This window comes from Stenotrophomonas sp. 99219_Sma (genome assembly GCF_056480785.1).
In genome coordinates this window covers 3,444,958-3,457,082 of record NZ_CM151117.1, presented here as the reverse complement: position 1 = coordinate 3,457,082, position 12,125 = coordinate 3,444,958, and the positions used below count along the sequence as shown (strand labels likewise).

Sequence of the window (12,125 nt, the reverse complement as noted above, 5' to 3'; positions counted from 1 at the left end):
CCTGCAGAAGCAACGTCAACGTCAAAAGCGTGCAATCCGTGGGATGGCGGGGTGGGTCCGGTTGCGGGGGACGCTGCAAGTACGTCCATGTAAGCTCGGTCGCCGCTTGCTCGTGTGCGCTGTCCTGCGCACACGGCAAGACCGGGGTTGGGCCTCCTGCCCAACTCGCCCGAGGCATGCCTCGGGCCCATGCGGCTCACGCCCCCGCAACCGGACCCACCCCGCCTTCGACAGATTCTCGCGAGGTGCCGACAGTTGCTTTCTGTAGAGCCGAGCCATGCTCGGCTCAGATCTTTCCGATATCGAAATATTCGATTTCGATGAAGTTTCATCCACGCATGGCGTGGATCTACTTACCGTCACCGGGAAACTATCGGGGGTGGGGCGGTGTGGGGCTGCAGGACCGTTGGCGCCATGGATGGCGCCATCGAGCCCCCAAGGTGAAGTGACCCCCGAGGCTTGGACGGGGTCAGGCGGCCGATTGGGCCTGCTCCCGGTACTTTATCGGGCTCAGACCTTTCAGTTTCAGTTTGATGCGTTCTTCGTTGTAGTACTGGATGTATTCCACCAGCCCAGCCTCCAGACTCTCGAGGCTGTCAAAGCTGTTCAGGTAGAAGAATTCCGACTTCAGCGTTCCAAAGAAGCTTTCCATCGCCGCATTGTCCAGGCAGTTGCCGCGCCGGGACATGCTTTGTTTCAACGAGTGCTTTTCCAGCATGTGCCGGTAGTTTTCATGCTGGTACTGCCAGCCCTGGTCGGAGTGGATCATGGGGCGCTCATCCGGGGAAAGCTTCTTGATGGCCTCCTCCAGCATTTGACCCACCAGATCAAATACGGGCCGACGCTTGATCTGATAAGCCACGATTTCGCCGTTGTAGAGGTCCATGATCGGCGACAGGTACAGCTTCATACCCTGCACCTTGAACTCGGTCACGTCAGTCACCCACTTCTGGTTGGGCCGCTCTGCATGGAACTGGCGATTGAGGTCATTGCCAACCACAACATTGGCCGCCCCCTTGAAGGCTTGGTAGCGCTTCACACGCACCCGCGATTTCAGTCCCATCTCCCCCATCAGGCGCTGAACCCGCTTGTGATTGGTCCGATGACCCTGATTGGCTAATTCCAGCGTCACCGTGCGATAGCCATAGCGCCCTTGGCTTTGATCGTAGATTGCACGGATGCGCTCGCACAGGGCTGCCTCATCCTGATCCGGATGGGCCAGGACATGGTTCTGGTAATAGAACGTACTGCGTGACAGCTCAGCTGCTTCAAGCAGAAGCGACAGCGTATGAACCTGCCTCAATCCTTGGACGGCTTGCGCTTTGCGTCCTGCGCCGCCTGCTCTTCCCGGATCAAGGCATCGAGTTTTTTTAGGTAGTCGGTCTCCGCACGCAGATAGGCGACTTCCTTGAGCAGCTCATCGCGGCTCATATCCTCAGGTGGCTTGGACGAACGGGTCTTTTTCATCGGCTTTCGGGGCGGCGGCGGAGGGGGTGCCAACGCTTGGGCACCGCCTTGAGCATACAGGCGCCGCCATCGCCCCACCGCGCCGGCATCGCCAATTTGAAAGTAGGTGGTGGCCTCGCGCCCGGACATGCCGTCCTGACTCATTTTCTCCAGGACAGCCAGCTTGAACGGGAGGTCATAGGACCGGGCCTGGCGATGAAATCCCCGCCTACCATGCAGCCGATAGGTCGCCACCCAGCGCCTGACCGTGGAGAACTCCAGGCCGTGGCGACGGGCAATGGCTTTGACCGATGTGGAGGTCTTGCAGGCCTCTTTGGCGACCTGCAGTTTGAAACGCGCGTCGTATTTGTTCATGTATCCCTCGGGGTTGGATCTGGTGTCCAACTCCCGGGGGTCACTTCACGGATGGGTTTACGGCGTGTCCTGAAGCCCCACACCGCACCGCCCAGCGCACAGCATTCACAGAGCCGGTTTTTGCTGTTGCTGCGGCTTCTAGCGGGTGCAGGGTGCAACCCTGCCGAACCCCCTCACTCCGCGACGTGCTCGACCTGCCGTGGCTCCGGCTTGGTGTCCGGCAGCTGCCAGAAGATCATCGTCGAGGTCAGGGTGATCGCGCCCACGCACAGGAACGTCGCATGCAGTGCCGCGGTGGCGCTGTTGCTGTCCAGGTGATTGCCGAACGCGGCCAGCAGGCTGCCGGCCGCCGCGGCACCGAAACCGGCGGCGAGCATCATCACCATCGACAGCAGGCTGTTGCCGGAACTGGCGAACTCGCGGTCCAGATCCCGCAGCGTCACGGTGTTCATCACGGTGAACTGCAGTGAATTGACCGCGCCGAAGAACGCCAGCTGCAGCAGGCGCCAGGCCAGGTGCTGGCCGGGTGTCATCAGGATGAAGCTGGCCATCGCCAGGCCCACCAGCACGGTGTTCACCATCAACACGCGGCGGTAGCCGTAGCGCTCGACCAGCTTCACCGCCAGCTTCTTCGACACCATGCCGGCCGCCGCCACCGGCACCATCATCAGGCCGGCGTTCATCGGGCCAAGGCCCAGGCCGACCTGCAGCAGCAACGGGATCAGCATCGGCATGGCGCTGCTGCCGATGCGCGAGAACAGGTTGCCAAGGATGCCGATGCGGTAGCTGGGCACGCGGAACAGGGCCAGCGAGAACAACGGCGCGGTGGAGTTGGCGGCATGCAGCCAGTAACCGACCAGTGCGGCCAGGCCGGCCACGGTCATCAGCATCACCAGCGCATGTGGCGTTCCGAGCCCGGAGATGCCGTCCAGCGCCAGCGACAGCACCACCATCGCAAAGGCCAGCATGATGTAGCCGCGCAGGTCGAAACGGGTGCGATGGCTGGCGTAGTGGTCGGGCATGATCTTCATCGCGGCGATGAAACCGATCACGCCGATCGGCAGGTTGATCAGGAACACCCAGTGCCACGACGCGATCTCGACCAGCCAGCCACCCAACGTCGGGCCGATCAACGGGCCGACCAGCGCGGGGATGGCGATGAAGCTCATCGCGCGCAGGAAGTCCTCGCGTGGCACCGAACGCATCACTGCCAGGCGGCCGACCGGCAGCAGCATCGCACCGCCGATACCCTGCAGCACACGTGCCCCAACCAGCTGGTGCAGGTGCTGGGCCAGCGCGCAGGCCAGCGAGCCGAGGGTGAACAGGATGATCGCTACCAGGAAGGTACGACGCGTGCCGTAGCGGTCGGCAATCCAGCCGGAGGCAGGGATGAAAGTGGCCACCGCCAGCGCGTAGCTGAACACCACCGACTGCATCTGCAGCGGGCTTTCTCCCAGGCTGGCCGCCATCGCCGGCAAGGCCGTGTTGACGATGGTCGAGTCCAGCATCTGCATGAAGATCGCCAACGAAACCAGCCACAGCAGGGGGCGCTGGCGGTTGTAGGTCGATGGCGATGTGGACATGGGGTGTGGCCGGTGCAGCGTGGGGGACGTCATGATCGCGCACTGCGGGTCACGGCGCGATCAACATCGCGCCGCAACCGCATGCGCAATGCTCAGCGCTGGCTGTGCGCGTGCACCGCGTCGACCAGCACCTGCACGTGGGCCGGGTCCATGTCCGGCGACATGCCGTGGCCGAGGTTGAACACATGGCCCTCGCGCGAGCCGCCGTTGCCGGCGGCATAGGTGTCGAGCACGCGTGCTGCTGCGGCGGCGATCGCATCCGGCGAGGCGTACAGCGTGGTCGGGTCGAGGTTGCCCTGCAGGGCGACGCGGCCGCCGGTGCGGCGCATCGCCTCGTCCAGGTCCAGCGTCCAGTCCAGGCCCAGCGCATCGGCGCCGGTCTGCGACAGCGCTTCGAGGTGCAGGCCGGTGCCCTTGCCGAACAGGATCAGCGGGGTGCGCTCGTTGCCTTCGCCGCGCTCCAGGCCCTCGGCGATGCGCTGCAGGTAGCGCAGCGAGAACTCGCGGTACATCGACGGCGACAGCACGCCGCCCCAGGTGTCGAACACCTGCAGTGCCTGTGCACCGGCCGCGCGCTGCGCGCCGAGATAGGCGATCACCGCCTCGGTGGTGACCTCCAGCAGGCGGTGCAGGGCCTGCGGATGGTTCAGTGCCATCGCCTTGATCCGCGCGAAGTCCTTGCTGCCGCCGCCTTCCACCATGTAGCAGGCCAGCGTCCACGGGCTGCCGGAGAAACCGATCAGCGGCACCTGGCCGTCCAGCTCACGGCGGATCAGGCGCACCGCGTCCATCACGTAGCCCAGGTCCTGTTCCATGTCCGGCACCGCCAGCCTGGCGATGGCCGCTTCATCACGCACCGGGTGGCGGAACTTCGGGCCTTCGCCTTCGACGAAGTACAGCTCCAGGCCCATCGCATCGGGAATGGTGAGGATGTCCGAGAACAGGATGGCCGCATCCAGCGGGAAGCGGCGCAGCGGCTGCAGGGTAACCTCGCAGGCAATCTCCGGATTCTTGGCCATGGCCAGGAAGCTGCCGGCCTTGGCTCGGGTCGCGCGGTATTCCGGCAGGTAGCGTCCGGCCTGGCGCATCAGCCAGACGGGGGTGCAGTCCACCGGTTCGCGGCGCAGGGCGCGCAGCAGGCGATCGTTGCGGAGAGGGCTGGTCACGATGGGCATTCCTTGGACGAAAGTTGGCAGCGGCGTCAGTCGCCGTGCGAGAGGATCTGGAAACCGCGATGCAGTTCGGCATCGCGGGCCTTCTCGAAGGCATGGCGGGCTTCGTCGGCCTGCAGGAACAGCTCGCGCCGCAGCTGCGAGCGGCTGCCGACGCGGCCGCTCTCGCGCAGCAGTTCCCAGCCGCCGAACAGATCCGGCTGCAGGCTCAGGCGCAGGAAGCGCGGTGCCTGCGCACCGGCGTCGGGATGTTGCAGGTAGACGTGCATGGTGCCGATTGTAGCGGGGCCAGGGTGACCCCGGCCGCAACGCGGTCGTACCGGCCGTTGGCCGGCACTACCGGGCCGACAGCACCTTCAGCACCGCTGCCTCATCCACGTCCGGCACCACTTCGGCGCGGCCCATGCCACGCCACAGCACCAGGCGCAGGCGGCCGGCCACGTTCTTCTTGTCCAGCCGCATGCGGCCGAGCAGGGCCTGCGGATCCAGTCCTGCGGGGATCGCCACCGGCAGGCCGAGGCGTTCCAGCAGCGCCTGCAGGCGCGCGCGGTCGGCATCGTCGGCCAGGCCCAGGTCGGTGGACAGCGTTGCCGCCAGCACCATGCCCACCGCCACCGCTTCGCCGTGGTTCAGCGCATCGCGGCCCGGGGCGGAATAGCCCTGTTCGGTCTCGATGGCGTGGCCGAAGGTGTGTCCCAGGTTGAGCAGGGCACGTTCCCCCTTTCTCGAACGGATCGCGCTCGACGATGGCGGCCTTGTGCCGGCAACTGCGCGCGATGGCTTCAGAAAGCACGTTGTCTTCGCCGGCCAGCAGCGCATCGGCATGCTGCTGCAGCCATTCGAAGAACACCGCGTCGCCCAGCGCGCCGTACTTCACCACTTCGGCCAGGCCGGCGCGCAGCTCGCGCGGTGGCAGGGTGGCCAGCACGCGGGTATCGGCAATGACCGCGCGCGGCGGATGGAATGCGCCGACCAGGTTCTTGCCGGCCGGAATGTCGACCGCGGTCTTGCCGCCCACCGACGAATCGACCATCGCCAACAGGGTGGTCGGAAGCTGCACGCAGTCCACGCCGCGCATCCAGCAGGCCGCGGCAAAACCGGCGAGATCACCGACCACGCCGCCACCGAGGGCGAACACGCAGGCATCCCGGGTGGCGCCGAGCGCGGCCAGCGCTTCGATCGCGCGGCCGAATTCGGCCAGGGTCTTGGAGGCTTCGCCGGCGGCCAGCACGTGCTCGCCGACGATCAGGTCGGGGCGTGCGGCCAGCAGCGTCTGCTTCACGGCGGCCAGGTAGCGCGGAGCCACTTCGCTGTCGCTGAGCAGCAGCACGTGGCGGCCGCGCACATGCGAGGCCAACGCGGTGCCGTCGGTCTGGGCACCAGCGCCGATGGTGATGGAGTAGGGCGCGGTCGCCGCCAACGGCGACCTGCAGCAGGGCGGGGGAAGTCATGCGGTCAGGTCCTGGCGCTGCCATTGCGTGGCCAGCTTGACCACCAGGTGGGCGGTCGCGTCGGCAGCGGTGTACGGGTCGGTATCGAGGGTGAGGTCGGCCAGTTCGCGGTACAGCGGGTCGCGGTGAGCAGCCAGATCGTGCAGCACCTGCTCGCGGTCCGGGCGCTGCAGCAGTGGCCTGCCTTTGTCGCGGGCCAGGCGTTCCAGCTGCGCGGCCACGCTGACCCGCAGGTAGACCACGAAGCCGCGCTGGGCAATCAGGGCGCGGTTATCCGGATCGAGTACGGCGCCTCCACCGGTGGAAACCAGCTGGCCGCGGCCTTCCAGCACACGGGCCAAGGCTTCGCGCTCATGGCTGCGGAAGCCGGTTTCACCCGAGTGCTCGAAGATGGTCGGGATGCTGGCGCCGGCGGCATCGACGATGGCCTGGTCGACATCGACGAAGTCCAGCGTGAAGCGCTCGGCCAGGCGGCGGCCGATGCAGGTTTTGCCGGCGCCCATCGGGCCGATCAGGATCAGGTTCGGAGCAGGATTCATGCCCTCTGATGCTAACACCTCCGTGCCCTTGCCTTTACGTTCTTCACGTCAGGGTAGGCGTTCCTGCGGGGTCTCCCGCGCCAGCCGGAGTACAGGCCATGACGGTCGCCAAGGTCATCGAAATCACCGCCTCCTCGCCCAAAAGCGTGGAAGACGCCGTGCGCAGCGGGCTGAAGAAGGTTTCCGAGACGGTCAAGGGCATCCAGGGCGCCTGGGTGAACGAGACCAAGGTGGTCACCAATGGCAGCGGCGAAATCACCGAATGGCGGGTCAACCTGCGTGTAACCTTCCTGGTGGAATAGGCGCGCTCAGCGTACGTCCTGCACCTGGCGCTGGCCGTCCAGCACCACCACGTGGTCGGCTAGGGCGGGCAGGGCGCGCAGTGCCTGCCGGCTGACCCGCTCGTAGTACTGCACGAAGCGTTCCAGCTGAGGCCGGCTCATGCCGTGCCGGCCCGGCTGCGCGGCCTGCAGGTTCTGCTCCTGCTGCCAGCGCCAGCGTGGTACCACCGAGAAATCCGGCGGCTGCAGGAACCACAGGCGGTCGCAGCGCTGCCACAACGCCGGGTAGTCGCGGGCCAGCGCCTGGTTGCACCAGCGGCGCCAACGGCCATCGGCGTCGGCCTCGCGCTCCAGTGCGTTCAGCGGGCTGTCCAGTGCGTTGTCATCCTGCGCCGGTGTGCAGAGGAACCAGCCTTCGAACACCAGCAGGTCCAATGGCTGCTGCAGCTGCGGCCACTGAGCCTCGGGCAGGCGTTCATCGGCCAGCTTGTCGAATCGTGGCATCGCGAAGGGCTGGCGTGCGGCCACCGCGTCCAGCACGCCGTGGGCCAGCGGCAGGTCGTGGGTGCCGGGCGGCCCGCGGGTGATCAGCAGCGGATGCACCTGGCGGGCCAGTCGCTGGCGCTGCGCACGGGTGAGGTAGACGTCATCGATCGACAGCGTGGCCGCGTTCAGGCCGCGTGCCTGGGCGCGCGCCACCACCTGCGCGGCCAGCGTCGATTTGCCGCTCCCCTGCAGGCCGCTGATCGCCAATACTGGAACCGCTGCACCGCTGCCCAGCGCATCATCCAGCGCCTGTTCGGCCAATGTTTCGGGGAATCCTTTCACCTGGGGCATATACGCAGCAGCGGCCATGCAGCCACAATAGCCCAATCCGTGTGAGAAGAACGCAATCATGAGCGACCTGTACGCCGAAGCCCTGTCCACGTTTGCCGGCCTGTTCGACGAGGCCAAGCAGAGCCGCGAGGTCGAGCCGAATGCGATGACCGTGGCCACCGCCGATACGCAGGGCCGTCCCTCGGCGCGTACCGTGCTGCTGAAGGCCTTCGACGAGCGTGGCTTCGTCTTCTATACCCACCTGGACAGCCACAAGGGCCAGGAGCTGCAGGCCAATCCGCAGGCCGCGCTGTTGTTCCTGTGGCGCAGCCTGCGCGAGGCGGGTATCCAGGTGCGCATCGAAGGCCGTGTCGAGCAGGTTGCCGATGCTGAAGCCGACGCCTATTTCGCCAGCCGCCCGCGCATGAGCCAGATCGGCGCCTGGGCCTCGCAGCAGTCGAAGACGCTGGCGACGCGCGAGGAATTCGACGCGCGCGTGGCCGAGATCGAAGCCCGCTTCGAAGGCAAGGACGTGCCGCGCCCGGACGGCTGGAGCGGCCTGCGCGTGGTACCCGACCGCATCGAGTTCTGGTACGGCGCGCAGTTCCGCCTGCACGAACGCTGGTGCTATGAAGCCGGTGCCGAAGGGCGCTGGAGCAAGCGCCTGCTGTATCCGTAAGGCAACCTGATGCAACGCCTGCCGCTGTACCGTGTGGTGGTGTTCGTGCCGTCGGCAGCACTGGATGCAGTGAAGCAGGGCATCCTCGCGGTGGACGCGCTGGCGGCCGGCGACTACGAGCACGGGATGTGGTGGTCCGCGCCGGGGTTCGAGCAGTTCCGCCCGCGCGTGGGTGCGTCGCCCGAGCAGGGTGAGGCGGGCCGCACCGAAGTGGTCGACAGCGTGCGCCTGGAATTCTGCCTGCCTCGGAATCCGCAGCGGCTGCAGCGCATCTTCGAACAGGGCATCGTGCCGCATCACCCGTGGCAGGTGCCGGTGGTGCAGGTGGAGGAAATCGAGCTGCTGCTTACTGACGCACGCTTTTTGTAGAGTCGAGCCATGCTCGACTGCGGGTGCTCTGGCGCGCAAGGCAGTCGAGCATGGCTCGACTCTACAAGAGCAGGCTGTCGCGAACGGACTGGTCAGCTTCATCTGCGAGCAGGTCAGCAACCGGCACACTCCGACGAATGCCCTCGATTTCCGGAGTCGCCATGCCCTCCTGGCGTTGCCTGTTTGCCGTGCCATCACCGCGTTGTGGCGTGGAGGCTTACCTGCTGCTGCTTGCCCGCATCGTCGCCGGTGTGATGTTCTGCGTCTCCGGCTGGAACAAGGTGTTCACCGACGCGGGGCGCGAGCGCATGGTGCATACGCTGGTCGATACGGGGATTCCGTTCCCGGTGTTCAGTGCGCCGGTGCTGGGCGGCATTGAATGGATTGCGGGCGGCCTGCTGGTGCTGGGCCTGCTCAGCCGGCCCTCGGCCCTGCTGCTGGCGGCGATCTGTGCGGTGGCGGCGCTTACCGATGGCATAGCGCGCATTCCTGCGGGACTGAGCGTGCCGGATTGGCTGAGCTGGTTCTTCTATCTGAGTGAAGTGCCGCTGGGGGTGCTGCTGTTGTGGACTGCTGCAGTGGGGAGTGGACGGTTCGCCATCGAAGCGCGCTGGGCACGCTGAGCGCTCGTCGTCCGCGCGCAGCCGGAGCGCGTCTGTAGCATTTGGTGTGTTCCGGTAAATCCACGCCATGCGTGGATGAGATGCTTGACGGAAGAGCGGTGCGAACCAAGGTTCGCACCCACCAGGCAACGAGTGGTTACAACCCCTCCGCGCGCAGCCAGCGCCATAGCGTGGTGCGTGATACGCCCAGCGCCTGCGCCATCCCCTCGCGGTCATTGCGGTGTTCCTGCAACAGCGTTTCCAACTGCGCACGCGGCGGGCGCTTGCCGTTGCTTTCCACCGGCAATGCTGCAACGCCCTCGTTCACCAGTTCGGGCGCCAGCCGCAGCAGTCGCGCCGCATCGATCAGCCCTTCGCCCGGCTGCCAGTGGATGCGCAGACGATCAATGAGATTGCGCAGTTCGCGCACGTTGCCGGGCCACTCCGCGGTGGTCAGTACCGCCAGTGCATGCTCATCCAGTGGCGCATCGATGCCGCGCAGCTGGCGGAAGAAGTGCTGTGCCAGCAAGGGGATATCCGCGCGCCGCGCACGCAGCGAGGGCAGGGCGATACGCAACGCGGCCAGGCGGTAGTACAGGTCGCGGCGGAAGCTGCCGGCTGCCGCGCGCTGTTCCAGTGATTGCAGTGTCGCGGCCACCACGCGCAGGTCCACCGGGGTCGGTTCGGTGGCGCCCACGCGCAGTACCTCGCGTTCTTCCAGTACGCGCAGTAGGCGGGTCTGCAGCGGTAGCGGCAGTTCGCCGATTTCGTCCAGGAACAGCGTCCCGCCGTCTGCGGCTTCGACCAGGCCGACACGGCCTCCACGGCGTGCGCCGGTGAAGGCCCCATCGCTGTAGCCGAACAGCTCCGCTTCCAGCAGCGATTCGCTGATCGCGCCGCAGTTCAGCGCCACGAAGCGTCCGCGACGGCCACTGGCGGCGTGCAGCTGCCGCGCCACCAGTTCCTTGCCGGTGCCGGTTTCGCCGGTCACCAGTACGGTGCTGTCGTGCGGTGCATAGAGCGCGATCTGTGCGCGCACCTGGGCCATCGCTTCGCTGTCGCCGAGCAGTTCATGCGTGTCGGCACGCGCTGCCGCGCGCCGGCGCGGGGCGGCTCGGTTGCCGCTGGAGCGGGCCAGGGTCTGGGTCAGTTCCAGTGCATGTTCGAACGCCTGCCGCACCGAGTCGGCCGAATACAGCAGCACCCCGGGCAGGCCGGCCTGTTCGGCGTGGTCGATGGCCATGCCGGTGCCGACGATCACTTCGATGCCGTTGGCGCGCAGATCGGCGATGCAGTCGCGTGCGTCCTCGCGGGTGACGAAACGGCGATGCTCGATATCCAGGCCGAAACTCTGCTGGAAGTTGCTGAACACCGGCACGTCGCTGGCGTGGGTGACCAGGCCGATGCGGCTGGCGATGCGTCGCGCGCGCGCCAGTGCTTCCATCAGATCGAAGCCGTTGGCCTGGATCGGCACCAGTGGCAGCTCCAGCCTGCCGCGCAGCCAGGCGGCGTTGGAGCCACCGGCGATCACCACATCGCAGTGCTCGCGACGCAGGCGCTGGCCGATCACCTCCACCGCTTCCTCGAAGCCGAGGTTGATCTGCTCGATGCGCGCGCGGCGGTCGAACTCCGGAATGACGTCGCCGAGCAGGCCGGTCAGCCGCGAGACGCTGACCGTCCAGATCACCGGGCGGCCGGGGTCGGCATCGGCATGGCGCAGGGGCGAGCGGGGCAGGTACATGGCGGCGGGTTCGGGCGAAGTGTTTCATGATACATCTGTTTCAGTGTTTCATATGTTTCACTGTTGAGTGACGGTCATGTCCGTGAAATCAACGGCTTGCAGCTTGGCATGGTGCTTGCGCCTACCCATCCGTTCTTCAACCTGGATTGCCGCATGACTGCTTCCGCCCCTTTCTCCGCCGGTGCCCGTTTCCGTGAGGCGCTGGCTGCCGAGTCGCCGCTGCAGGTGATCGGCGCGATCAACGCCAACCACGCCCTGCTGGCCAAGCGCGCCGGCTTCCGTGCCATCTACCTGTCGGGCGGCGGCGTTGCCGCGGGCTCGCTGGGCCTGCCGGACCTGGGCATCAATACCCTGGAAGACGTGCTGGTGGACGTGCGCCGCATCACCGATGTCTGCGATCTGCCGCTGATGGTCGACATCGACACCGGCTTTGGCCCGAGCGCGTTCAACATCGCGCGCACCGTGAAGTCGCTGATCAAGGCCGGCGCGGCCGCCTGCCACATCGAGGACCAGGTCGGCGCCAAGCGTTGCGGTCACCGCCCGGGCAAGGAGATCGTCTCGCAGGGTGAAATGGTCGACCGGGTGAAGGCGGCCGCCGATGCCAAGACCGATCCGGACTTCTTCCTGATCGCGCGCACCGACGCCATCCAGGTGGACGGCGTGGACAAGGCTATCGAGCGCGCCATCGCCTGTGTCGAGGCCGGTGCCGATGGCATCTTCGCCGAGGCTGCCTACGACCTGGACACCTACCGCCGCTTCGTCGACGCGGTGAAGGTGCCGGTGCTGGCCAACATCACCGAATTCGGCGCCACCCCGCTGTTCAGCCGCGATGAACTGGCCTCGGCAGGCGTCGCGATCCAGCTGTTCCCGCTGTCGGCGTTCCGTGCCGCCAACAAGGCCGCCGAGAACGTCTACCAGGCGGTGCGCCGCGATGGCCACCAGCGCAACGTGGTGGACACCATGCAGACCCGCGAAGAACTCTACGACCGCATCGGCTACCACGCGTTCGAGCAACAGCTCGATGCACTGTTCGCCGCCAAGAAATAAGCAGTACCCTGCACCATCAAGTTT

Annotated in this window: 12 protein-coding genes and 1 pseudogene; 5 read left to right on the top strand and 8 right to left on the bottom strand. The window is 66.4% G+C overall.

Annotated elements, in window-relative coordinates; genetic code table 11:
- Positions 1-469 precede the first annotated feature (469 nt).
- The 6 genes and pseudogenes from ACZK13_RS15895 to ACZK13_RS15870 form a co-directional block, all read right to left on the bottom strand.
- A protein-coding gene (locus ACZK13_RS15895; RefSeq protein WP_478481902.1) for an IS3-like element ISStma2 family transposase occupies positions 470-1,821 on the bottom strand; the annotation gives its coding sequence in 2 pieces (ribosomal slippage) (positions 470-1,374 and positions 1,374-1,821; 1,353 coding nt in all).
- A 173-nt stretch (positions 1,822-1,994) separates the two neighbouring features.
- Positions 1,995-3,404 carry a multidrug transporter subunit MdtD gene (gene mdtD / locus ACZK13_RS15890; RefSeq protein WP_010482759.1) on the bottom strand — a complete coding sequence of 470 codons (1,410 nt, stop codon included), beginning with the start codon at positions 3,402-3,404 and terminating at the stop codon, positions 1,995-1,997.
- A 92-nt stretch (positions 3,405-3,496) separates the two neighbouring features.
- On the bottom strand, positions 3,497-4,579 hold the full coding sequence (gene hemE, locus ACZK13_RS15885; protein WP_032127799.1) for a uroporphyrinogen decarboxylase: 1,083 nt from the start codon (positions 4,577-4,579) through the stop codon (positions 3,497-3,499).
- Between the two features lie 26 nt (positions 4,580-4,605).
- Positions 4,606-4,845 (bottom strand): WGR domain-containing protein, encoded by a 240-nt coding sequence (locus ACZK13_RS15880; protein WP_032127800.1) that lies wholly within the window; start codon positions 4,843-4,845, stop codon positions 4,606-4,608.
- A gap of 67 nt (positions 4,846-4,912) precedes the next feature.
- Positions 4,913-6,027 (bottom strand): annotated as a pseudogene (gene aroB, locus ACZK13_RS15875) (3-dehydroquinate synthase).
- Positions 6,024-6,566, bottom strand: coding sequence for a shikimate kinase (locus ACZK13_RS15870; protein ID WP_032127802.1), 543 nt, complete (start codon positions 6,564-6,566; stop codon positions 6,024-6,026). Before ACZK13_RS15870 ends, aroB begins: the two are co-directional and overlap by 4 nt.
- Before the next feature lie 98 nt (positions 6,567-6,664).
- Between ACZK13_RS15870 and ACZK13_RS15865 the strand changes: the two genes are divergently transcribed.
- Positions 6,665-6,868 carry a dodecin family protein gene (locus tag ACZK13_RS15865; protein ID WP_005410663.1) on the top strand — a complete coding sequence of 68 codons (204 nt, stop codon included), beginning with the start codon at positions 6,665-6,667 and terminating at the stop codon, positions 6,866-6,868.
- 6 nt (positions 6,869-6,874) lie between these two features.
- On the opposite strand, the gene ACZK13_RS15860 is transcribed toward ACZK13_RS15865, so the two are convergent.
- On the bottom strand, positions 6,875-7,702 hold the full coding sequence (locus tag ACZK13_RS15860; RefSeq protein ID WP_253145175.1) for a kinase: 828 nt from the start codon (positions 7,700-7,702) through the stop codon (positions 6,875-6,877).
- Between the two features lie 40 nt (positions 7,703-7,742).
- Here ACZK13_RS15860 and pdxH point away from each other — a divergent pair, with 40 nt between their 5' ends.
- From pdxH to ACZK13_RS15845, 3 genes are all read left to right on the top strand, one after another.
- Entirely contained in the window at positions 7,743-8,342 is a 600-nt protein-coding gene (pdxH, locus tag ACZK13_RS15855) for a pyridoxamine 5'-phosphate oxidase (protein WP_032127805.1), read from the top strand.
- A gap of 9 nt (positions 8,343-8,351) precedes the next feature.
- A complete protein-coding gene (locus ACZK13_RS15850) occupies positions 8,352-8,711 on the top strand; it encodes a YqfO family protein (RefSeq protein ID WP_478481900.1) in 360 nt (119 codons plus the stop codon).
- A gap of 161 nt (positions 8,712-8,872) precedes the next feature.
- On the top strand, positions 8,873-9,334 hold the full coding sequence (locus ACZK13_RS15845; protein WP_197616310.1) for a DoxX family protein: 462 nt from the start codon (positions 8,873-8,875) through the stop codon (positions 9,332-9,334).
- Between the two features lie 136 nt (positions 9,335-9,470).
- On the opposite strand, the gene prpR is transcribed toward ACZK13_RS15845, so the two are convergent.
- A complete protein-coding gene (gene prpR / locus ACZK13_RS15840) occupies positions 9,471-11,054 on the bottom strand; it encodes a propionate catabolism operon regulatory protein PrpR (protein WP_346486825.1) in 1,584 nt (527 codons plus the stop codon).
- Between the two features lie 153 nt (positions 11,055-11,207).
- Here prpR and prpB point away from each other — a divergent pair, with 153 nt between their 5' ends.
- A complete protein-coding gene (gene prpB, locus ACZK13_RS15835; RefSeq protein ID WP_049401429.1) occupies positions 11,208-12,101 on the top strand; it encodes a methylisocitrate lyase in 894 nt (297 codons plus the stop codon).
- Positions 12,102-12,125 lie beyond the last annotated feature (24 nt).